The following is a 23210-nucleotide window of genomic DNA, read 5'->3' as shown; positions in this document are numbered from 1 at the left end:
TCAGACGGCTGAATCATTGGCATAAAGAAATGTCCGGAACCGGACAGATGGTGGTATTCGTTGTCGATGTTCAGAACAGTTCCTGATCCGTATGCCTCCCTTGAGGCGTCCGATCCGACGTCACCGCAGGAGGAACTGGCGGCAGAAAACGTCAGTCTCCGGCTGCTGCTGACACAGGCCAAGCTCAGCGCCGAGACGCTGCTTGAGCAGGCCGGCATCGACGCCAAGGAGCGCGAAGCCGCCGACAAGCTGCAAAAACTGATCCTCGAAGAGCTTCATCACCGCATCAAGAACACGCTGGCAACCGTGGGCGCCATCGCGTCGCAAAGTCTTCGCAACGCGCCGAGCACGCAGCATGCGCAGCAAGCGATCGAAGGCCGTCTGTTGGCGCTCGGGAGGGCCCATGATCTGCTGTTGCAGGCGCGCTGGACCGGTGCGGAGCTGCGAAAGATCGTGCAGGGGGCGACCGAGCCGTTCGACAATCCGGACAGGCCCCGGTTTTCGATTGCCGGATCCGATGTGCAGATCGCGTCGGGCGCGGTTATTGCGATCGCGATGACCCTCAACGAACTCTGCACCAACACCACGAAATTTGGCGCATTGTCGGTGCCCGCCGGTCACGTGGCAATCAGCTGGGCGAAGGATGCGCCGGCATCGCGGCTGCATTTCACCTGGAAAGAACAGGATGGCCCGGCGGTTGCGGCTCCGACGCGCCAAAGTTTTGGCACGCGCCTGATCGAGACGCTCGGCCGGCAACTCAAAGGCAATGTCAGATTGACGTACGAGCCGAGCGGGTTCGTCTATTTTCTCGATATTCCCTTGCTCTCGCTTGAATCGTGAGCGCTTAGCGCGCGTCAGCTTGCCACGATATTTTACCGGATCGAGCTGTTCATGTTGTCGATATCCGGTGAGGGACGGGCGGGAAACAGCCGGGCGGTCGACGAGTTCGACAGGTTACGCCTGCATTTGGGCTCGTCGGCGCTGGCGTCCTCGGTGCCGTCCTTGTTCCAGCGCTTTTTGGCAAAGACATCGTCGAGGCGATTGACGACCAGGGTGGCGTGATCGCGTTCCAGCGTATCCGGGTTCTTGCGCCCGTCGCTGGAACGGAAAGCACCGCCATCAACCAGCCTGCCGCTGATCTCGTAGTCGCAACCGGCTTTCCAGTCGCCCTGGTCCCACTTCCAGCCCTTGGCCGTGACGCTGCCATCCTTGTTCACGGTGACCTGGAGCACGGCATTGTACGCCAGCCATGTGCCGGCGAGCCCACTGCGCGTGTCGTCAAAGCCCTCGATCAACGCGATCCGCTCGCGCTGCAGCCGTTCGAGCTTGTCGCGTGCGTCGGCGGTGTAGTGCATTTGCGAGGTCTGCTTCTCCCAGGCCGGATGCAGGAATTGCGGATATTGGTTGGTCTGCGATTTGACCCAGCTGCGCTGGTCTTCGGTCAGCGCCCGCCGCGTCGCCTCGTCGAGCCGCGGCAGCAGTGCTTTCCCGGCCCGGTTCAGCTTCTGGTCGTTTTCGGCCATGTCAGGGTCGGCGCAGATTTCTTCCTCGCTGGCGGTGCCGGGGCGGGAGCAGTCGAAGGTCGGGGCCACGAAGGCCGTATCGACCTTGTCGGTTGCGGTGTCCTGCTTGCCGCTGGCGAAATAGCTCGCGGTGATCTGCCACATATGTTCGCAATGGGGCCGGTCTTCGTCGCGCCGTTCGGTGTCGCCGAGCACGACGCGCAGCGTCTCGCCCTGGCGGCGCATCTTGACCGGGATCGGTTTGACCGGTTCGGCCCTGGTGTCGGCTGCCCTGTCATCTGCCTTCGCGGGCGCGTCGTCGTCCGGCAGCATCGTGCCGGTCAACCATCCGCCGGAAGACGGCTTCACGAGCGCGCCGGCCTTGCAGGCCCGGCGCCGGTCGCTGCCGAGGCCGTAGACTGCGCGCGTATCGAAGGCGAGGCGGTAGCGGCCGCCATCAACCGGTCTGATCACCACGCTGCCGAACGTGTTGACCCATGTTCCAGAAAATCCCGCCCGTCCGAAGCCCGCTTTTATGGCTTCCACCGTCGTGGCCCGCTGGCGCAAGGTCTCGACAAAGGCCTCCTTGATCTCATCATCGTCGAATTCGTGTATGGGCCCCGCGGCGCTCAGCATGATCTCGTTGAACCATGCCTGGTCGCGCTTCAGCAGCGGGCGGATGTTGGCTGGCGCCTTCGCAAGGGAAGCCTGCAGCGCCTTTTCGATTTTGGCGGTCAGCGCGTCGTAATCGGTCTGCTTGCAGACATCCGACGAGGCGAGCGGGCCATCGCTGCCGCAGAGACTGAGTCCGGTGGGCCCGCTGCTCAGCGCGCGCAGATATGCATCGAGGGCGTAACAGGCGGTAGGCATCAGCACGGACGCGGCAACTGCGAGCACCGCGAGGCGATGGGAAGCGGGCATTGGCTTTTGGCCCTCGAAACGTGGAGCGCGTTCTCTGCGCTTTAAGTCGCCGGCCTCGCCGTTTGGGTTCAGGTCGCCGAGCCTAACTCTCCGCGACCGCCTCACTCCATGGCTGGAACACCTCGGTGGCGCCGCTGTTGGTGGCGCCGTCGCGCAGCACGACACTCGGGCAGGCGAACTTCATCGGCGTGGTCTGGATCCGCGCTTCCTCGTAATCGAACTGCGCACGCAGGCTCTCCCGCGTTGATTTCGGCAAGCGCACGTCGCCGATCACGATGGCGCCTTCGCTGGCGTCGATGCGCGGCTGATGGATCGCCGCGTCCAGATCCATGCCGTAATCCATCACGAACGACAGCAGCTGCGTCACCGCGGGCAGAATGCGCCGGCCGCCGGAGGCGCCGATGGCGGTGCGGCGGCCGTCAGACGCCTGCGCCAGCACCGGCGTGTAATTGGTGAGGCAGCGCTTGCCGGGCGCCAGCGAATTCGGCGTGCCCGGCGTCGGGTCGAACCACATGATGCCGTTGTTCATGGTGATGCCGGTTTGCGGACAGACGAATTTGGAGCCGAACGATGACAGCAGGGTTTGCGTCACCGCGGCCATGTTGCCGTCGCGGTCGACGGCCGAGAAATGCGTGGTGCAGGCCGGCGCCAGCGTTTCGGCGCCGAGCGCGCGGCGGCCGTCGGCATCGCCCATGTCCTTGAGGCGTTCGCGGTAGGCCGTTTGCAGCGCTTCGGCATAGGCCGTGTAGGTCGCGGCGTCAGGTCCGCTTTTCGCCGGTTTCAGATTTTGCTGCAGCAGGTGCAGCGTACGCGCCAGCGTCGGTCCGGCGGTCAGTTCCGGCGTCGCAAACACCTTGCCGCCGCGATAGGGGATCGCCAGCGGTTCGCGCAGATAGGCCTTGAACGGGATGAGATCTTCGACCGACAGCGCGCCGCCGGCGCTTCGCACATCGGCGGCGAGGCTGCGCGCCAGATCGCCTTCGTAGAAATCGCGCGGACCTTGCGCTGCCAGATGCGCCATCGTGGCCTTGAGCTTGTCCTGCGGCAGGCGGACCTTGGTCTTGATCCCCCATGGCGCATTCGGCGGCAATCCATCAACGAGATAGGCCGTCGCACTGGCGGGATAGCGCCTGAGATCAGCGGCCGCACTCGCAATCATCAGCGTGGTCCACCAGTCGACCGCGAGGCCCTCACCGGCGAGGGCAACGCTGGGCGCGAGCAATTCCTGCCACGGCATTTTGGCGTGGCGGCGATGCGCTTCCTCCATGCCGGCAACCACGCCGGGCACCGCGATCGCGCCGGGGCCATGGATGTTGCGGTCGTCCTTGACCCGCGCCCACGGAAACAGATCGGATGCCGCTCCGCCGCTCAGCGGATAATCCTCCAGGCGCAGGCTGAGCGGCGCCCGCATGCCGTAGTCGATCACTTCATAACGGTCCTCGCGGGCGCGATAGAGCACCATCGCGCCGCCGCCGCCGAGCCCGCTCATCCAGGGTTCCAGCACGCCCAGCGCAAACGTCGTCGCGATCACGGCATCGACGCAATCGCCGCCCGCCGCCAGCACTTCGGCGCCGACCTTGGCCGCCTTGCCCGATTGCGCGGCGACGATGCCGCCTTTGGAAGTCACTGCGGGCTTTCGGATCTGCTGGGTGTTGGTGAACTGGTCGTGCATGCTGCTGCTTTCATTGCCACAGGAACCGCTAGGGTACGGAACGGCCCCCGCCAGGTAAAGCCATCAGGCGCAACCCTGGCATCCTGACGCAAGTGCAATGCGCGGATTGTTGGTATGGTGGGCACAAGCGCCGTCGTTGCCAAGAACAACAAAGACCGGGTGGAATATGACCGAAGGGACCAAGGCTCCCCGCGACAAGGCTCCCCGCGACAAGTCGCATTACGAAGTGATCGTGATTGGCGCGGGTGTGGCCGGCATCTATCAGATCAAGCGTCTGGCCGATCTCGGGGTGGATGCCACGGTGCTGGACGGCTCCCCCGACCTCGGCGGGACCTGGTACCGGAACCGCTATCCGGGCGCACGTTTCGACTCGGAGAGCTACACCTATGGTTATTCCTTCTCGCGGGAATTGCTCAACGAGTGGCACTGGAAGGAACGCTTTTCGGGCCAGCCCGAAAATCTCCGCTACCTCAACCATGTCGCCGACAGATTCGATTTACGCAAATACATGCAGTTCAACGCCAAGGTGGAGGCTGCGCAGTTCGACGAGGCGCAGCACATCTGGCGGCTCAGGATCGACGATGGCCGCGAGCTGACCTGCCGGTTCGTCATTCTGGCGATCGGCCTGCTCTCGACGCCGACCTTGCCGCGGCTGGAAGGCATGGACACCTTCAAGGGCCGCTCGTTCCACACCTTCTACTGGCCGCACGAGCCGGTCGAGATGGCGGGCAAGAAGGTCGCGATCATCGGCACCGGCGCCACAGCGATCCAGGTGATCGGCGAGATCGCCGACAAGGTCGGCGAACTGACCGTGTTCCAGCGGCGGCCGAACTGGGCGGCGCCGCTCAACAATGGACCGATCTCGGACGAGGAGATGGCCGACATCAGGTCGCGCTATGACGACATCTTCGCGGCCTGCGCCCGCAGCCCCGGTGGCTTCGAGCATGAGCCCGACCGGCGCGGTTTCTACGAGGTGACGCGCGAGGAGCGGCTGGCGCTGTGGGACAAGCTCTACGACGAGCCGGGATTCGGAATCTGGCTCAGTAATTTCCGCGAGATATTTACCGACGAAGTGGCGAACGCCGAGTTCTCCGCCTACATCGCCGACCGCATCCGCCGGCGCGTGAAGGATCCGGTCATCGCAGAGAGATTGATTCCGAAGGACCATGGTTTTGGCGTGCAGCGCGTGCCACTGGAGACGAATTATTTCGAGGCCTATAACCGCGACAATGTACATCTCGTCGATATCAGCGAGACGCCGCTCGAACGCGTGACCGAAACCGGCCTGCGCACGTCGGCGCGCGATTATGATTTCGACATCATCATCTATTCGACCGGCTTCGACGCCATCACCGGCGCGTACGACCAGATCGACATCACCGGCATCAATGGCGAGAAACTATACGACAAATGGAAGGACGGTCCGTCGACCTTCCTCGGCATGCTCGTTCACGGTTTTCCAAACCTGTTGATGCCGACCGGCCCGCAAAGCGGCTCGGCTTCGACCAATTTTCCGCGCGGCATCGAGACCGGCGTCAATTGGTGCATGGGCTTGCTCGAGCACATCTGGGATCGCGGCTACACCAGCGCCGATCCAACTTTGGCGGCGCAGGAGCGCTGGAGCGCGCATGTGAAAAAGATGTACGCCATCATGCTGATGCGAAACGCCAAGTCGTGGTTCACCGGCTACAATTCCAACGTTCCCGGCCATGAGCACGGCAAGTACCGCTACTTCGTCTACAACGGCGGCACGCCGAAATACGTCGCCGCCATCAACGACGCCGTCGCCAAGGGCTATGAAGACATCGTGTTTGCGTCGGGCGCGCGGTCGGTACGGCCAGCGGTCAGATCGAGCGCTGCGGAGTGAAGCGCACCGGCAGTTTGCGGATGGCGTGGACGAAATTGTTCGGCGCCATTTCGATGCCGCCGGCGTATTCGATATCCGGCAGCCGCGTCAGCAGCTGGCGATAGACTTCTTCGAGCTGCAGCTGCGCCACGCGCTTGCCGATGCAGACATGCGGGCCGAAGCCGAAGGCGATGTTCCTGGACGCATTGGCGCGGCGGATGTCGAGCCTGTCAGGATCGGGAAAGATCGCGGGATCGCGATTGGCGGCGCCGTAATACATGATGACCTTCTCGCCGGCCGCGATCTTCTGTGCCCCGATCTCGGTATCTTCCGTGGCGGTGCGGCGCATGTAGATCACCGGGCTGATCATGCGGATCAGCTCATCCACGGCGTTGGGCATCAGCGATAGGTCGGACATCAGCGCGCGCTTCTGATCGGGAAATTCGGTCAAGAGCTTCATCGAGCCGGAAATCGAATTGCGCGTGGTGTCGTTGCCGGCGAACACGATCAGCAGCCAGGAGCCGTCGAGATATTCGTCGCGTAGCAATTCGCCGTCGATGGTGGCGCGCGCGATAGCGCTCATCAGATCGGGCTTTGGATCGGCGCGTCGCTTCTGCAGCATGTGCTGGCCATAGGCGAACATCTCGGCGACGTTCTCGTTGAACGCCTTGACGAACGCCATGAACTCGGGCGTGGGCTGCGGATTTTTGCGTTGCGTCGCCGCGACATGGCCGGCCACTTCGAGATAGTGCATCCAGTCGAGGAATTTCGGCCGGTCGGCTTCCGGCACCCCGAGGATTTCGCACAGCGTGAACAGCGGCAGGCGTGACGACAGCGTCTCGACCATGTCGCATTCGCCAAGGCCGGCCATGCCGTCGATCAGCCGCGTGGTCTCGATAGCCACTTTCTCCCGGATGCCCGTGAGATAGCCCGGCGTGAAATAGGGCATGTGCTCCTTGCGGAGTTGCAGGTGCCAGGGCGCGTCCATGTTGATCATGGCATCGACGGAGGCGCGGAACAGCAGCGGATGCCGCGTTTCGGGCGGACCATAGGCCATCAAAATCCCGCCCTTCTGCGACGAGAAGGTTTTGGGATCGCCATCGACGCGCATCACGTCGTTATATTGGGTCAGTGCCCAGAAGCCGGGGCCGTTATTGCCCTCGCGCTGCCACGCCACCGGCGCCTCGGCGCGCAGCTGCGCGTAGATGTCGAACGGCTGTCCCTGCAGAAACAGTTCGACATTGGACAGCGCGTCCGGCTCGACTTCGGGATAGGCTCTGGGGAATACGGGTCCGGCGGGCAGGCCCAAGGGGAAGTCTTCGCTCAGGAGACGCATCGGCTGGTTTCTCCGGTCAGGTTGCCGACTTTACAAGGACGCGTGCGCGCCGTCTTGCGCCATCAGGCTATGCCGCCGAGATAGAGCCGCTTGACGATGTCGTTACCCTTCAATTCGTCGACGGAACTGGCCGCGACAACGATCTCGCCGTGGACGATGATGTAGCCGCGGTTGGCGATGCGGATCGCCTGGTTGAAGTTCTGCTCGGCCATCAGCACGGTGAGGCCGAGGCGCTGATTGAGATCGCCGATCTTGGAAATGGTTTGCGATACCAAGAGCGGCGACAGTCCGACCGACGGCTCGTCGACCAAGAGCAGGCGCGGCGAGGACATCAGCGCGCGCGCGATCGCGAGCATCTGCTGCTGGCCGCCGGACATGGTGCCGGCGAGCTGCTTCTGCTGGTCCTTCAGCACCGGAAAGGTTTCGAAGGCCTGCGCCAGATTCTTGTCGATGTCGCGTCGGGCCGCCTTGCGGAAGGCGCCGAGCATCAGGTTTTCCAGTACCGTCAGTTTGGGAAACAGCCGCCGCCCCTCCGGCACCATCGCGACGCCGAGATCGACGATGGCTTCCGGCGACAATTTGGTCAGGTCGTGCGTGGTGCCGTCGATCGTCAGCTGCATGGTTCCGCGCTGCGGCCGCACCAGCCCGGCGACGCACTTCATCAGCGTGCTCTTGCCGTTGCCGTTGGTGCCGAGCAGGGCGACGGTCTCGCCCGCTTTGACATCGAGCGAGACGCCGCGCAGCGCCTTGACGGCGCCGTAACCGGCATCGAGGCCTGAGATCGCGAGGCTAAGTGCCAAGATAGGCCTCCTGCACCCGCTGGTTGGCCATGACTTCGTTCGGCGCGCCGATCGCGATGATCTTGCCGGCGTCGAGGCACATCACGCGCTGCGAAAAACGCATCACCGCCTGCATGATGTGCTCGATCATGATGACGGTGATGTCCTGGTCCGCAAGGCTCATCAGGAGATCAAGCACCTCGTCGACTTCCGAAGAGGAAAGCCCGGCCATCGCCTCGTCTGATATCAGCAGTTTGGGCCGCGTCGCCATCGCGCGGGCGAGCTCCATCTTGCGCAGTTCGACCTGGCTCAGCGTGGTGGCGGATGCATCGGCCTTGGACGCGAGACCCATGCCGGCAAGGATCGACATCGCGGTCTCGTGCCGGTGCGCAGCCGAGACGAGCGGATCCGTGGCCACCGCGAAATCAAGCGCCACCATCAGGTTCTCGACCACCGTCATGCTTTTGAACGGCCGCGGGATCTGGAAGCTGCGGGCAATGCCGCGGCGGGTGCGGACATGCGCCGGCAATTGCGTGATGTCCTCGCCGCGGAACACCACAGTGCGGGCCTCGGTGCGGAACGCGCCGGAGATGCAGTTGATCAGCGTGGTCTTTCCCGAGCCGTTCGGGCCGATCAGGCCGAACCGTTCGCCGGGGCGGATGTCGACGCTGACATTGTCGAGCGCGGTAAAGCCGCCGAAGCGCTTTGTAAGCCCTGATATCTGCAGCAGGGGTGCGCTGGTGCCGGGGGGCGTCATTGCTTGCCCTCCCTGCGCTTGTCGCGAACCCGGCGCAGCAGGCCGATCAAGCCCTCCGGTGCGGCCACCACGAACAGCACCAGCATGACGCCGAGCACCAGCACGTTCACTTCCGACGAGATGGTCACGGTCAGCAATTGCTGCGTGGTGCCCAGCAGGATGGCGCCGACGATCGGGCCGGCCCAATGCGCGGTGCCGCCGATCAGCGACATCGCCAGCGTCGAGACCGAATAGTTGAGGTTGAACGCGGAGGAGGGGTCGGCATATTGCAGATACATCGCGGCGGGTGCGCCGGCTGCGCACATCAGCGCGCCGGAGACGACGCAGGCCAGCACTTTCAGCCGCAGGGTCGGCACACCAGTGCATTCCGCAGCGAGTTCGTCGTCCCGCAGCGCCTGCAGGCCGCGGCCGATCCACGAATTCTGGATGTAGCGCGAAACCACAACCGCCAGCACCACGAGCACCGCCTGGACAAAGAACAGCATCTGCACATAGCCGGAGAACGGCCACGTCACCGGCGGTCGTTGCAACTGGATACCGGCCGCGCCGCCGACATAACGCCAGTTGGTGATCGAGGTCTCGATCACGATGGTCAGCGCGATCGTCGCAATCGAGAAGAAGATGCCCTGCATGCGCAGGGTCAATAGGCCCAATGCAAAGCCCATCAGCGCGCCGACGCCGGCGGCGGCGACGATCTGCACCAGGAGCGGCGCGCCGGCCACCTTGAACAGGAACACCGCCGTGTAGACGCCCATGCCGAAAAACGCGCTGGTGCCGAAATTCACATAGCCGGCATGGCCACCGAGGATGCTCCAGGCTACCGCGAGCACGATGAATTGCAGGATCACATAGCCGGCGAAGAAGGGGTACTCGTTGGTGATGAGCTTTGTCATCAGCGCAATGGCGATCAGAAAGACCGCCGCGCCAATCCAGAAAAAGATACCGTTGCGCTTCATGACCGCCTGCCGAACAGCCCCTGCGGCCGCACGGCGAGAACGCCGAGCAGCATCGCGAAGGAAATGGCCGGCGCCCAGGAGGCGCCGAACAGGGTCAGCACGATCGATTCGGCGACGCCGAGGATGATGGCGGCGACCAGCGTGCCGGTCATGCTGCCGAGCCCGGCCATGACGACGACGCAGAAGGTCCGTCCGATGTAGGCGCGGTCGAGCGTCGGGTCGACGGGGGCGACGATGATGAGCAGGGCGCCGGCAATGCCGAGCACGGCCGTTGCGATGCCGAACGCCCATTGCTTGATCCGGATCGGGTTGGCGCCCATCAGCCGCAGCGCTTCCTGGTCCTGGGCGACCGCGCGGATCGCGCGTCCCATGAAGGTCTTCGACAGATAAAGCGCCAGCAGGGTCGTCAGCAAAGCGGCGACGGCGAACGCGACCACCAGCCGGTAGGGAATCCGCATATCGCCGATCCGCCAGGCCTTGCCGATATAGGGCGCGGTGACCGAGCGCTGGTCGACGCCGAATTGCAGGATGATCAGGACTTCGATGATGAAGGCGATGCCGAAGAAGAACGCGATGCCGCGCACGCCGGCGTCGCTGCCGCGTTTCTCGAACGTCTCGTAGTACAGGCGGTAGGCGGCGAGACCGAATACGAAGAGGAACGGTGTGATCAGCAGTCCCGCCAGCAGCGGATCGATTCCATAGAACTCGTTGAGCACATAGACGGCGTAGGACGCCAGCACCAGAAAGGCCGGGTGCGCGACGTGGGGAACGTCGAGCAGGCCGAACGCGACTGACAGCCCAAGGCTGACCGCCGCGTAGAAACAGCCAAGCAGCACCCCGAGCACTACTGCATCGAGCAGCAGTTCAAATGAAAACACGTAAGGTCCCCCTTGACCCGCTCCTGAGCCGCCGCCTTCCCGGTTCGCGCACGCGCTGCCTTTCCCACCAAAATTGCTCGGGGCGCTGGTGCGCCGACCGGGGTCAGCGCACCATGGTCCGGAGATCATAGCGTTTTCCAGCGAAGTGGATGCCGGTTCGCGTCAAGAAAACGCGTCAAAATAAGGAATCTAGAGTCCCGTTTCGATTTAATCGAAACGGGACTCCAGCCGCGATGGTTATTTCCGGGCAGCCTCGAACGGGCTGATGAGATCGCCGGATTTCATTTTCGCCGGGAACAGGATCACCTGGGTGCCGGACTTGCGGAACTGGTCCATATTCTTGTCCACGACGCCACGGAACTGCGCCTGCAGCGTTGCGGATTCCTTTCGCTCGCCGTCGGCGGCGAACGCGATCGGACCGACGATGGTCTTGTGCTCGTTCTCGCGCAGATACTTTGCGAGCGCCTTCTGGTCGAGCGATCCCACTGCCTTGATCGCCTGCTCGATCATCTGGCCGCTGGCGTAGCCGAACGGCGCCAGATAGTAGCCGAGCGGATCGACCTTGGCTTCGATGGCGCGCTTGGTATAGGTCTCGAAGAACGCTTTGGTCCCCTCGTTCTGCATGCTCGGTTCCGGCAGCCATGTGTTGTAGTTGACGACGCCATTGAGCAGGGAGCCGAGATTTTCCATCACCGCGCCGAACTGCAGGCCGACCATGCCGCCGCCGAAGATCTTGACGTTGTTGCCGATCCCGATTTCGTTCACGGCGCGCAGGATCCCGGCCGAATCCGGCGGATAGGACGCGACATAGACGATGTCGGGCTTGGCAGCCTTGAGCGCACGCAGGATCGAGGAGAATTCCACCGTGTTCGGCGGATAGGCCTGGTCGAACACGATCTGCATGTTCATCTTCTTGGCGACGTCGCGTGCGGTCAGCGCCAGGTTCTGCGCGAATTCCTGGTCGGCCGCGAGCAGCGCGATGGTCTTGCCGCCGGCCTTCTGGCCGAGTTCGAGGAAGGACGCCGCCCAGCTGTCGGCCGGTCCCCATGGGGCATTGTTGAACCACATGTCGTGGCCAACCTTGCTGTTCACCTGGAACGAGAAGTTGCCCATCAGCAACATGCCGCGCTGCTTGACCAGCGGCATCAGCGGCGCGGTGGGCACGGTCGCGTAGGGCGCGAACAGGATATCGACCTTGTCGACGTCCAGAAGCTTGGAATAGATCGCCGGCGTTTCCGAAGCGCTCGACTTGTCGTCATAAACGATGAGTTCGACCTTGCGGCCGAGCAGGCCACCCCTGGCGTTGACGTCGTCGCGCCAGATCTCGATCCCGAGCTGCGAGGCCTTGCCGCCGCCCGCCAGACCGCCGGTCTGTGCCATCGACATGCCGATCTTGATCGGGGGCTGTTGAGCGAGTGCGGCTGAGTTGAGCCCAAAAGTTAGGCCAAGCACGGCGGCGGTGATCGTTCCGCCGAGAAGCGTCCTGCGTTTCATTGATCCTCCCAAAGATCTCGTTTTGTTTGGTTCTTTTCGCCTGTCCGCGCTCTATGGCGCTTTTGCTGTAAGGTTAGAACTAAAGCGCGCCCGGCCACAAGCCACAATGGAACGCGGATGCAACCTTTGGGACCCTACGTTCGGGGGATCATCCGAAAATGACGCGGCCGCAACCGTTGGTGGCGCTGGCCGGCCACCGGCGCAGATATGGCGGATCGCCCATTCCCGCCGCGGGACGGCGGCCGGGACCGCCGACGGGCGCGGCGCCGCCGGCGCGAGGCCGGTCGGTGAGTTGAAAGGTCGTTGCGCCGATATTTCTGATCGCCAATGCGCAGGCGGCGTTCAAAGGACCTGCAGGAGCTGAACGCTTACGGCAAGTCACGGCCCGAGGGCCTGACCTTTGGGTACAGGCAGAGGCTGGCCGCGCGCTTGCCGATCCCGAGGTGAAACAGAAGCTGCTGGTCCGGGGGCTGGAAGCTCACGCAGCGGCACGGCCGCGGAGTTCGGCAAAGTCATCGACGGCGAGACGCGCAAGTGGAGCGCGGTGGTCCGCGATGCGGCCTCAAGGGGGAGTAGGCTTTCTCCTCACTGATCGGTTGCACCGACCGTGGGTGTCGAAAGCCATTATCAGCGTTGCATGGCAGCCAACAAAGTCGAGCCTCAACGTCTATTGCTAGATCGCCGCGCAACTGCTGTTCAGGTGTTGAAGCAAGGCGGTGACCATCTCATCCGCGATGAATGTCGAGTCCGTCCACCGAACGTCAGGTTTTTTCCGTCGGGCGGTATGACTGCGCCGGGTACCCCGAGAGTTCGGGGGCTGCCGGCGTCCGATCTGCTCCGATGAGCCTACATGGTTAAGGCTTGACCCCGCAAAGTGGCCATCGGCACATCCAGACGCGGGGCAGACAAAAGGCCGTCTTAATCCGCTGGTTCATCGGGGATAACAACCTTGCAGAGGCGGGCGGAATGGGTCACCATTCCGAATGGCAGCTAAATACAAGGCTAAATACGAGAAATTACTCGAATAATCGACTGATCCCGTCAGGACGCGATTATGTTTTGTGATGCGTGCCGATCGGCAATGGATGAGCGGGACAAGTACTGCGCGGCCTGCGGGGCTCGGGCGCTGCAAAAGCGGTGCGACAGCTGCGGTAAATCCAATCGGCCGGAAAGCAGTTTCTGCGCTTATTGCGGAGACTCGCTACGCGTAACCATCAACGGCGGCGGTGCTGTTGCCGAAGATGTCCAGGCCTCTACCGAACCCAAGGCCGAACTCAAATTCGTAACGATTCTGCGCGCGGATATTGTCGGCTCGACGAATATTGTTGCGGACCTCGATCCCGAACATGCCGTCTCCCGCCTCGAACCCGCACTGTCAGCGATGCGAGCCGCGGTTCGACAATTTCGCGGCACGGTCAGCAAGGAGCTCGGGGACGGATTGGTGGCCGCGTTTGGCGCCCCAAGCGCTGACGATAACCATAGTCGCCTTGCCTGCCACGCAGCGATCGAACTGATCCGGCGTGTTGCAGAACTTGGCGACCCGAGCATCCAGGTGCGCGTGGGGCTGCACTCCGCCTACGTCCTGGCCTATGTCGTTTCGAGTGACGTCTCCCACGTCTACGAATTCGGCGGATCAGCACAGCACTTGGCGGAACGACTGCAGGCTGTCGCCCCATCGGGACAGATTATGGCCTCGGAAGCGTGCCGGCTGCTATCCGAAGGGTTCATTGACTTCGAGACGATGGAGCCGAGGCATCTGAAGGGCTTCGCAAACCCAATTCCGATGTACAGGGTAGTCGGGGTTCACCAGCTCTCAACCTGGCAGGTTCGCAAGGCTCGAAGCATCGGGCGTTTCGTCGGAAGAGACTCTGAAATGAAGTCTCTTAGAGCGGTGGCCGACGGAATCGCGAAAGACGGGAAAATGGTTTCCGTGCTTGGCGATCCCGGCATCGGCAAATCGCGTCTGGTGTACGAGTTTGTGGAGGAGTTGCGGGCGGCCGGCTGGCGCGTGATCGAGGCCGAATGCAGCCCGCCTTTGCAAGCCTCGCCCTTTGCCGTGTTGAAGAACGTTCTGCAATCGGCGCTGTCGCCACATTTGCGGGCCGGCAAGCCGATTCCGGGCGAGGATCCGCTCGCCGGTTTGCCGCCGATCTGGCACGCGGCGATAGATGCCGTGCTGGACCTTCCGGTTTCGGATCCGGATTGGAGCAAGCTTGAGCCCAGGCAACGTGGTCGGGCAATTGCAGAGGCAAGCCGTGCCGTCATTGAGCGCATAACCCAGGACTCGCGGGTCATGCTTCTGATCGAGGATTTGCACTGGATCGATAGTGCGAGTGCGGCGCCAATTGAATCCCTGGAATCACTGACCGCCCGTCATCCGTTGCTGATCGTGACCACCAGCAGGCCGACCGGAACGCCGGAGCTGCGTAGCCGACGAAGCTCCGTCAGTCTGTGGTTGCGTCCGCTGGACGACGACGCCGGTCGCGAGATGCTGGACGATATCCTTGGGCATTCCCCGTCGGTGACGGACTTGAAGGACCGCATCCTCCGGCATACCGGCAACGTGCCGCTTTTCATCGAAGAGGTGTGTCGCGGTCTTTCGGATCAGGTCGTTCTCGGCGGGCACCACGATAGCGCCAGCGTTGACATATCTCCGGATAGATTGGGCATGCCCGCGACCATTCAGGGCATGATCGCCGCGCGTATCGATCGTTTGAGCTGGGATGAAAAGATTCTCCTTCGGACAGCGGCTGCGGTCGGAACACAGGCAACCGCCCGCATCTTGCAGGAGGTAACGGGCCTGCCGGACGAGCAGCTGCAGTCTCAACTGGCCGCGCTCGATCGCGCCGAACTCCTGATCGAAGTCAGTTTGTTGCCAAGCCACGTCTACGAATTCCCGCACGAACTGATCCGCCAGGAAGCGTACGAATCCATGCTGGAAGCGGCGCGTGAAAAACTGCATCGGCGAATTCTCGCCAGTATCGAGGCTGGAGTGTCGGGTCGCCTGGACGACCAGTCCGATGTTCTTCTATACCACGCAACAGGCGCAAAGGACTGGCGGAAGAGTGCGCTGTTCGCCCGCAACATAGCCAGGAAATGTATTGATCGTTCGGCGCTGGCCGAGGGCGCGCAATATTTCGGGATTGCGATCGATGCGCTCGACAAGGCGCCGCTATCGGCCGAGCGCGAGACGCTTGCCATCGATCTGCGGATTGAGTCGCGCGTGGCGTTTTCTTCCTTTGGCGTTGTCGACAAGTGGCTGAGTCTGGCGAAGGAGGCCGATGCGCGCGCAGCGGCGATCGGGGACCATGCGCGCAAGGTTGCGACCATGGCGGTGCGCGCAGCGGCGCTCAATTTTTATGGCGCGCCCGTCGAAGCGATCGAGGCCGGGGAGGAGGCTGTCGGCAAGGCCGAGCAACTCGGCGATCGTGGATGGCTGAGCTACGCGGAGTTTGGCTTGGGCCAGGCTTATTTTGTCGCGGGCCGGTGCCGTGAAGCGGAGAAAATGTTTGCACGCGCGTGCCAGCAACTGACGGGGCCCGATCCCAGGGCTCCGCTCGGCAACACCCCGCAAGGTTTGGCGATACTTTGCTACATGATGTGGGCTGTCGTGCTGAGTATGTTGGGGGAGTGGGACCAGGCAGAGACCGTTCAGGGGCATGCGCGCGCGATTGCAGATCGCACCGGCCGACCCATCGATCGCGTGTCGGTTGGTTATTGCTCGGGCTCGATCCTGCTCAACCGCGGTGATTTCGCGGGCGCAAAAGTCGAGCTTGAGAAGGCGTTGAAGCTGGCCAAGGAACACGAAACAAAACTCTACGTCCCAATTCTTGCTTGCCTTTGCGGAATAGCAAATCTGGAGCTCGGCCTGATCGACGAGGCCAAAGTCGTTTTGACGGAAGCACGAGACCAGGCGCACGCGGTCGGTCATTCATCGGTCATGTTGCGGGCGCCCAACTACCTGGCGCTTGCACAGAACGCGTCTGCGGAGGCGCTGGAAAACGTGAGATCGGTTCGCGCTGGAGCTCGCCAGCAAGGGTATGAAGGTCTCGAAGCGGAAACATGGTTATCGGAAGGGAGGATGTTCGCGATGCGGCCGGAGGCTGATCCGGAACAAACAAGCCAATGCTTGCGGAACTGTATCGCCATTGCCGAGCGGCTTGAGCATAAGCCTCTTGTCGCGAAAGCGGAGGCGTTACTGGTCAAGGTGAACGGCGAGTCCGTTCGACACTAAAGGCTGCTCATCAACTTTGAAGGCATCGTCAATTACGTCTGGTGTGAAACGGCCTCTTGAGGCAGTGAAACAAAGTGGAGGTGACAATGGCTGAGAAGAGCTTTTTTGCCGGGTTCTATCAGAACCCGAAATTTATTGACGCTATGAACAAAAACTACACGACCAGCGCCATGAAGGAGAGCGTCAAGACGCTGCAAGGTCATGCAAGCATTAGCCTGGCGACCATGAAGTGGGGTGAATATCAGCCCGTCCTGACGCCGCGGGATAAATGGCCCGGAAAGACCTACGAACTTTGGCAGGAATCGATGCTGGCGGCCCGAGACAGTCTCGCGACGCAACCCAATAAGCTGCAGCTCTCGCCGGACGATGCCGCGGTGCCTGCTACAAAGTGCGATCTGGCCGACGCCGTGATTCGAAAGTGTTTTAACTCGGTACCGCCGATCCAAATCGTTATCGCGGTCGAGGTGAAAGAGGCTGGCGCTAAAGATCCAGCCGCCCACGACCTCAAGATAGAATGGACTACCATGGGCGGAGAGCCCACCCTCAAATTCACTATGGTCTGCCCTTACGAACCGCCAACGTCGAAGGGGGGCTAGCGGGCCGAATTACTGCCGGCTAGACAAGACTCCTGGAGGTATCATGGCAAAGATCAGGGTCGGTCTGGCCGGCTGCGGCTTTGTGTCCGAGCTGCATATGTATGCGTACAAGCGCGTCTACGGCCTGGATGTCGAGGTCCGGGCCGTCGCGGCGAGGGGCGATCATGTCCTTGAGTTCGCCCGCCGGCACCAGATCCCGACGGCGTATCGCAGTTTTCGCGATTTGATCGCCGATGGCGAGCTCGATGTCATCGACATCTGCACGCCGCCCAATCTGCACGCCTCGATGATCGTCGAGGCGATGCAGGCCGGCAAACATGTCGTCTGCGAAAAGCCGTTCGCGGGCTATTTCGGGCAGGACGGCGACAGGGCGCCCATCGGCAAGCATGTGCCGAAAGCGTTGATGTACAAGCGCGTGCTGGAGGAAATGGAGCGCACGCGCGCGGCGATCGAGAAGACCGGCAAGCTGTTCATGTATGCGGAGGATTGGATCTATGCGCCGGCGGTGACCAAGACTGTGGAGATCCTCCGCGCCACAGGGGACAAGATCCTGTTCATGAAGGGTGAGGAGAGCCACAGCGGCTCGCATGCGGCGCATGCCGCGCAATGGGCGATGACCGGCGGCGGTTCGCTGATCCGGATGGGGTGCCACCCGCTTTCGGCGGTGCTTTATCTCAAGCAGGTCGAGGCGAAAGCACGGGGTGAGACGATCAGCGTCGCCAGCGTCAGCTGCGACGTCGGCAACGTTGCGGCGTGCCTGCGACCGGGCGAACGCGGCGTCATCAAGTCCAATCCGGTCGACGTCGAAGACTGGGGTACGCTCACCGCCACCTTCTCCGACGGCACCAAGGCGACGATATTTTCCGGCGACATGATCGCGGGCGGCGTGCGCAATTTGATCGAAACCTATACCAGCGGCGGCGCGCTGTTCGCCAACATCACGCCGAACACGCACATGATGAGCTACCAGACATCAGAGGAAAAACTCGCGAGCGTCTACATCACCGAAAAGGTCGATCGCAAGACCGGCTGGCAATATGTCTGCCTTGAGGAAGAATGGACGCGCGGCTACTTGCAGGAAATCCAGGATTTCATGGAATGCGTTGCGACGGGGAGGCAGCCACTCTCAGATCTCGCGCTGGCCTTTGAGACGATCAAGGTCAACTACGCCGGCTATTGGGCCGCCGAAGAGGGCCGGAGAGTGACGCTGTGAGTTGATGATCTCCCACGCCCCGCTTCCTGCGGGCTGCCTGGAGGTTCCGATGACGAATCTGACGAGGCTGCTTGTCCTGGCTAGCTCTTGGATGTGGGGCGCGGGCGCTGCATATGCATGTTCCTGCGATCCCGTCTCTCCCGAAGCCGGCTTTGACCGCGCCCAATACGTGTTTGCCGGCAAGGTTGTCCGCGCGGACCAGCACGCATGGCTCATCGAGGTCGAGCGCGCGTGGAAAGGCGGTGAACGGCTCGCTCGCACCATCAAATTAATGGACGTCTACGCAACGCTGGACTGCGAGTTCTTCTTTCAAGCTGGGCAGCGCTATGTTTTTTTCGCGATCCTGGCGAAGGGTGGTCGAGAGGTTTTTTATCACCCACAAGCGTGCAACTGGACGAGACCCTTGCAGTCGACGCGCGTTCCCGTCGAGGGCAATGAATCGCTATGGCTCGAGGATTTCATCGCTCGCGAGCACGGCCCGGGCGAGCAACCCCGCGCCGAGCGCCCTTGACGAAGCCACCGAACGATCAAATACGCTACGCCGCGTAGACCGACGATTTCGGCAGCGGAAACACCGGGTCCTGCGTCCTGATATTGGTAGGCCAAACCACCGAGATGTGCTCACCGGCATTCTGCATCACGACCGGGGTCGAACGCTCGTTCTGACCGGCGAGCGGCGTGCCCGGCGGAAAGAATTTGACGCCGTAGCCCTGGATCGTGCCGCCCGGCGGGATGTCGACGTCGAGCGCGGCCTTGCGAATGGCATCGGGATTGAAGCCGCCGTATTTGTCCTTGGCGACGGGCAGCACGCTGTTGAGCAGGATCCAGGTCTGGTTGAAGCCCATCGAGCAGTGCGGCGGCACGTCGGTCGCGTTGGTCTTCTCCTTGTAGCGTGTGATCATTGTCTTGGTGAGATCGCCGATGCCGGGCGCCAGTTTGGTCGGATCGAGCAGTTGCGCAGGCACCGGATCGATGTTGCAGAAATTGTCGATGTCCGCGGCGAAGGTGGCGCGCAGCTTGTCGAGCTGGCTGTAGCCCGCGCCGGCGCCGAACAGCATCTTGAACTTGAGGCCGTTCTCGCGCGCCTGGCGCAGGAACAGGGTGATATCAGGGTTGTATCCCGCGTGGGAGATTACGTCGGGCCTGGCACGCTTGAGCTTGGTCACCAGCACCGAGAGGTCGGGCGCGGACGCCGAATAACCCTCGCGGAGCACGACCTGAAGGCCGGCTTCCTTGGAATAGGCCTCGTCGGCGGCGGCGACGCCGACGCCATAGGGTCCGTCCTCGTGGATCAGCGCGACCTTGACGTCCTTGGGCTCCATCCCGAGCTTTGCTTTCGCATGCTCGGCGATGAAGCCGGCGAAGGCCTGGCCGTACTGATCGGAATGAATCTGGGCGCGGAAGACGTATTGCAGGTTCTTGTCCTTGAACACGGCGGTCGAGACCGCGGTCGTGATCCAGAGGATCTTTTTCTGCTGCTCGACCTTGGCCGCGAGCGGCACCGCATGCGAGCTCGCATAGACGCCGTTGATGATGTCGATCTTCTCCTGGTCGATCAGGCGCACCGCCTCGTTGATCGCGACCTCGGGCTTGCTCTGGGAATCGGCGGCGACGGCGGCGACCTTGTACTTGCCGCCGATGCCGCCCTTTTCGTTGACGAGATCGATGGCGATCTGCGCGCCGATCGAGGAGGCAACCGATCCGCCGGCTGCAAAGGGGCCGGTCAAGTCGTAGATCAGGCCGATGCGTACCGTTTCGGCTTGCGCCTGGGCACGTGTCCAATCGAAGCTGAATGCAGCGGCCGCAGCCGCAGAAGTCTTCAGCAGTGTTCTGCGTGAAGTGGGCATCGTGTCCTCCCATCGATTTTTCTTTGTTATGGCCGAGTATTTTGACAATGCGCTGGAATGTCAACGGCTTTGCCGAGTGGTTGATCGCGATAGCAGCGTTCCCGGCCGCAATTGCTGCGGCGCCGCGTCATGTTCGCCGCTCGAACCTGCCTCCCTTAACGTGTCGCAAGGGGGCCGGCCGCGGAAGGCCCATCAATTGCCGATAGCTGTGCCCGCTCTTTAGATGCAAGCCGCGAGATGACTTTGCTTTCCCCGCCTTGTTGACGTTGGGACCTCGAAGCCGGCATTCACGAGCATGCTCGCAAGTTGCTTGCGCGCGTAAAACATTCGGCTCTTCACGGTGGCAAGAGGAATATCGAGCATTTCGCTCACTTCAGCGGGCGAATTCTCGCGATCGTAGACCATGTCGATGATTTCGCGATGGGCTGGAGACAGCTGGGCGATGCACGCGCGCAAAATGCCGTTGGTTTCCTTTCGATCAAGCGCGATTTCCGGCGTGTCACCGGCATCTGCGATTCCGTGCACATCATCCTGATCGATGCTCTCGTGAATGCGCTCTCGCAGCGAGTTGATCGCCTTGAAACGGGCAATCGAGAGCAGCCATGTGGAAACCCGCGCGCGATATTCGAACCTGTTCGCGGAACGCCAGACATCGAGGAATACCTGGCTGACGAGATCCTCGGCAATGCCCGGATTACGGACCGTGCGCTGGATGAAGTGAAGAACTCTGGCGCGATGACGGGCGAACATGATGTGCATCGCGGTCTTGTCGCCCTCCGCAACGCTCTTGAGAAGTATCTCGTCGGAGATGCTTTCCTCCGCCTCCGTCGCATGGCAGCTGGCATAGGCCAGCTTGCCATCGTTGATCGCATCGGACTGCCCGGCCAGGCACTTATGGTTCTTGCCGATAAAGTCAGGCAGGATCGCGGCCGGAGAAGTCGGCAGGGAGCCGCGCGAAAGGACTTTATCCCGACACCGATCCGGCAATGAAACAGGCTTCTCCGCTGCTTGCCGCCGCTCGCTTACCTGCATCGTCCTCTCCATTTTCTTGACGCGATGGCACTGAGGATGCGTTGCATGGAGTCGTTTGCGCTACCCTACGAGGGGTGCGTGGTTCTAGTCCCCTGGTCTAGGGTGAATGAGCCCGTGCAGTGGGGATGGGGCGCAGGATCGGACAATACATGGTCGCTTTAGGAAAGACGCCCGATTTGCACAGCGCCTAAAATGCGCTCCGTGTGCTCAAACCCAAGGTCCCGCCGTGGTCCAGTTCCCAGCCGGCGCGGCCACACCCGCGTCCATCGTCGACGCCCTGGACGCGCTAGCCGGTCATCCGCCAAAGGCGCGCGCGAGCTTTGCCGAGGGCCGATGCGTTCGCGGCACCTATATTCCGTCGGACCGGGCGCCGGAAATAACGAGATCGCAAAGCTTCACAAAGCCATCACGCGTGCTGGCGCGCTTCTCGGTGAGCGGCGGCGATCCCAAAGCAGCGGATACCGACAACCGCGGGCTGCGCGGCTTCAGCTTCAGGCTCGGCGGCGAAGATCATCGTTCGCACATGCTCCTGCAAAGCGCTCCGGTGCATTTTGCGAGGACGCTCGACCAGATGCTGGCTTACCTCAAGGTGCGCATGCCGGGACCCAGCGGCAAGCCGAACATGAAGAAAGTCAAGGCATTCTCCGCCGCCAATCCCGAAACGCTGCATCAGGCCAACTACATCGCCGCGCTTCCGCTGCCCGGGAGTTTTGCCGGCACGACCTATTGGGGCGTGCACGCCTTTCCCGCGACGAGTTCGAAAGGCGAGACGCGGTTTATCAAGTTCAAGGTCGCGCCAGTCGGCGGAGACGTAACGCTGACCGGGGATCAGGCGAGGGCGAAGTCTGCCGATTTCCTTTACGACGACCTCAAGAACCGGATCGCCAAAGGCGATGTCCGGCTCAATGTGATGGCGCTGCTCGACCGCCCCGACGATCCCGTCATGGACGTGACCATCCGATGGCCGGATGAGGATGCCCGCGAAACGGTGCGGCTGGGCACGATCGTCATCACCGGTGTTGAAGCGGACGAGGCGTGCGACGCCTCCATCTTCAGTCCGGCAACTCTCGCCGAAGGCATCGCTCATCCGCCCGACGAGATCTTTGCGGCGCGCCGCGCCGCCTACGTCATCTCACTGGGGAAGCGTCGCTGATCCGCTACGCCCGACATTGGCCTGGATCAGTTCTCGCTTTCCGGGGCATCTTGCGCTTCGCGGCGCCACGCTCCCGGGCTGACGCCGACCGCGGCCGAAAACACCCGCGTAAAGTGGCTCTGATTGGCGAACCCGGCCGATATCGCAATCTCGGACAGCGACAGGTCGGGGACGGTCATCAACTGCTTGGCCGCCTTCACCCGTTGGCGAAGCAGCCATTGGTGCGGCGGCAAGCCGGTGGAGCTGCGAAAAGCCCGTGAAAAATGGCTGACCGACAGATCAAACTCGGCCGCGATTTGTTGCAATGAAATTTTCCCGCCCAGATCGGACTCGATTCTTTCACAGGCGCGCCTCGCCTGCCACGGCGCCAGACCGCCGCGGGTCGGCTTGGCGTCGGGACGCAGTCCGCCATACGCCTGCGCGACGTGTGCGGTGAGGGCGAGCATCATGTGATCGACGAAAAGCTGATTGGTCTCGCCCGGCCGGCGCAAGCCTTCCTGCAGCGAGGCGCCAATGTGACGGATGACCGCGTCATCATGGGCGACACCAAGATCACAGGCGAGTTCACCGACGCGAGGCGTGCGGGACTGTTCGGTGAGGCTGTCGAGCGCGGAGCGCGGCAGGTAGAAAAACAGGGAGTGGAATGGCTTGTCGATCACATAGCGGGGATCGCGCTTGAGATCGTACAGATATGTCGTCCCCGCCGGAACATCCGCCTTCATCACGCATTTGCCATTCTCCCAGAGTTCGCAGTCCGGGAAATCGTGAAGTTTCAGGCTGACGAGAAAAGCATCCTCCAGCGCGAACGAACCGGAAAGACCCGGCACGGGGTTGTCATTTCGGGTTTCAGTGAATGCGAGCTGCACACCGCGCAGTGACCGCGTCATCAGCGACGGCGGCGCATCCTTCAAATGCAGGATTTGCCCGAGCCTCTGCCCGAAGGCGCCCGTCTGTATCATCTGGTTCGGTCTCATGCGCGGAATTGGACCAGGCA

At 62.3% G+C, this 23210-nt stretch carries 18 protein-coding genes; 7 read left to right on the top strand and 11 right to left on the bottom strand.

From position 1 onward, the window contains the following. Nucleotides 1–66 precede the first annotated feature (66 nt). Nucleotides 67–840: a sensor histidine kinase gene (locus JQ600_RS28160; protein ID WP_212266029.1), complete on the top strand. Its 774-nt coding sequence runs from the start codon at nucleotides 67–69 to the stop codon at nucleotides 838–840. Nucleotides 841–872: 32 nt separating this feature from the next. On the opposite strand, the gene JQ600_RS28155 is transcribed toward JQ600_RS28160, so the two are convergent. After that, nucleotides 873–2423, bottom strand: a complete 1551-nt coding sequence (locus tag JQ600_RS28155; RefSeq protein ID WP_212490177.1) for a lysozyme inhibitor LprI family protein — start codon at nucleotides 2421–2423, stop codon at nucleotides 873–875. Nucleotides 2424–2505: 82 nt separating this feature from the next. Then, nucleotides 2506–4095, bottom strand: coding sequence for a gamma-glutamyltransferase family protein (locus JQ600_RS28150; RefSeq protein ID WP_212390038.1), 1590 nt, complete (start codon nucleotides 4093–4095; stop codon nucleotides 2506–2508). Between the two features lie 166 nt (nucleotides 4096–4261). Here JQ600_RS28150 and JQ600_RS28145 point away from each other — a divergent pair, with 166 nt between their 5' ends. Beyond that, complete coding sequence (locus JQ600_RS28145) at nucleotides 4262–5962, top strand: NAD(P)/FAD-dependent oxidoreductase (protein ID WP_212390037.1); 1701 nt, start codon at nucleotides 4262–4264, stop codon at nucleotides 5960–5962. Here the strand turns inward: JQ600_RS28145 and JQ600_RS28140 are convergent. From JQ600_RS28140 to JQ600_RS28115, 6 genes are all read right to left on the bottom strand, one after another. Continuing rightward, nucleotides 5940–7277, bottom strand: a complete 1338-nt coding sequence (locus JQ600_RS28140) for a cytochrome P450 (RefSeq protein ID WP_212390036.1) — start codon at nucleotides 7275–7277, stop codon at nucleotides 5940–5942. The two genes, JQ600_RS28145 and JQ600_RS28140, sit on opposite strands and share 23 nt — an antisense overlap. A 62-nt stretch (nucleotides 7278–7339) precedes the next feature. Then, a complete protein-coding gene (locus tag JQ600_RS28135; RefSeq protein WP_212390035.1) occupies nucleotides 7340–8077 on the bottom strand; it encodes an ABC transporter ATP-binding protein in 738 nt (245 codons plus the stop codon). After that, nucleotides 8067–8813 (bottom strand): ABC transporter ATP-binding protein, encoded by a 747-nt coding sequence (locus JQ600_RS28130; protein ID WP_212390034.1) that lies wholly within the window; start codon nucleotides 8811–8813, stop codon nucleotides 8067–8069. The genes JQ600_RS28135 and JQ600_RS28130 overlap by 11 nt, the downstream gene beginning before the upstream one ends. Continuing rightward, on the bottom strand, nucleotides 8810–9769 hold the full coding sequence (locus JQ600_RS28125) for a branched-chain amino acid ABC transporter permease (protein WP_212390033.1): 960 nt from the start codon (nucleotides 9767–9769) through the stop codon (nucleotides 8810–8812). The genes JQ600_RS28130 and JQ600_RS28125 overlap by 4 nt, the downstream gene beginning before the upstream one ends. After that, entirely contained in the window at nucleotides 9766–10647 is an 882-nt protein-coding gene (locus JQ600_RS28120) for a branched-chain amino acid ABC transporter permease (protein ID WP_212390032.1), read from the bottom strand. The genes JQ600_RS28125 and JQ600_RS28120 overlap by 4 nt, the downstream gene beginning before the upstream one ends. A 237-nt stretch (nucleotides 10648–10884) precedes the next feature. After that, the gene (locus JQ600_RS28115) at nucleotides 10885–12141 is read right to left on the bottom strand and encodes an amino acid ABC transporter substrate-binding protein (RefSeq protein WP_212390031.1); all 1257 of its coding nucleotides are present in this window, start codon (nucleotides 12139–12141) and stop codon (nucleotides 10885–10887) included. A gap of 1054 nt (nucleotides 12142–13195) precedes the next feature. On the opposite strand from JQ600_RS28115, the gene JQ600_RS28110 reads away from it, so the two are divergent. From JQ600_RS28110 to JQ600_RS28095, 4 genes are all read left to right on the top strand, one after another. Continuing rightward, nucleotides 13196–16375, top strand: coding sequence for an AAA family ATPase (locus JQ600_RS28110; RefSeq protein WP_283814742.1), 3180 nt, complete (start codon nucleotides 13196–13198; stop codon nucleotides 16373–16375). Between the two features lie 86 nt (nucleotides 16376–16461). Continuing rightward, nucleotides 16462–16971 carry a hypothetical protein gene (locus JQ600_RS28105; protein WP_212266039.1) on the top strand — a complete coding sequence of 170 codons (510 nt, stop codon included), beginning with the start codon at nucleotides 16462–16464 and terminating at the stop codon, nucleotides 16969–16971. Between the two features lie 43 nt (nucleotides 16972–17014). Further along, complete coding sequence (locus tag JQ600_RS28100; RefSeq protein WP_212390029.1) at nucleotides 17015–18184, top strand: Gfo/Idh/MocA family protein; 1170 nt, start codon at nucleotides 17015–17017, stop codon at nucleotides 18182–18184. Between the two features lie 49 nt (nucleotides 18185–18233). Next, complete coding sequence (locus JQ600_RS28095; protein WP_212390028.1) at nucleotides 18234–18695, top strand: hypothetical protein; 462 nt, start codon at nucleotides 18234–18236, stop codon at nucleotides 18693–18695. 25 nt (nucleotides 18696–18720) lie between these two features. On the opposite strand, the gene JQ600_RS28090 is transcribed toward JQ600_RS28095, so the two are convergent. Both JQ600_RS28090 and JQ600_RS28085 read right to left on the bottom strand, forming a co-directional pair. Continuing rightward, on the bottom strand, nucleotides 18721–20031 hold the full coding sequence (locus tag JQ600_RS28090) for an ABC transporter substrate-binding protein (protein ID WP_212266042.1): 1311 nt from the start codon (nucleotides 20029–20031) through the stop codon (nucleotides 18721–18723). Between the two features lie 219 nt (nucleotides 20032–20250). After that, nucleotides 20251–20898 (bottom strand): sigma-70 family RNA polymerase sigma factor, encoded by a 648-nt coding sequence (locus JQ600_RS28085; protein ID WP_312011056.1) that lies wholly within the window; start codon nucleotides 20896–20898, stop codon nucleotides 20251–20253. A gap of 391 nt (nucleotides 20899–21289) precedes the next feature. Between JQ600_RS28085 and JQ600_RS28080 the strand changes: the two genes are divergently transcribed. Then, complete coding sequence (locus tag JQ600_RS28080; protein WP_312017267.1) at nucleotides 21290–22216, top strand: catalase family peroxidase; 927 nt, start codon at nucleotides 21290–21292, stop codon at nucleotides 22214–22216. A 26-nt stretch (nucleotides 22217–22242) separates the two neighbouring features. On the opposite strand, the gene JQ600_RS28075 is transcribed toward JQ600_RS28080, so the two are convergent. Further along, entirely contained in the window at nucleotides 22243–23175 is a 933-nt protein-coding gene (locus JQ600_RS28075; protein WP_212390026.1) for an AraC family transcriptional regulator, read from the bottom strand. Between the last annotated feature and the right edge of the window lie 35 nt (nucleotides 23176–23210).

The organism is Bradyrhizobium sp. AUGA SZCCT0176, from assembly GCF_018130145.1.
In the GTDB taxonomy this organism is placed as follows: Bacteria; Pseudomonadota; Alphaproteobacteria; order Rhizobiales; family Xanthobacteraceae; genus Bradyrhizobium.
Note: the sequence above shows the minus strand (reverse complement) of the source record. Positions and strands in the feature narration are given on the sequence as shown.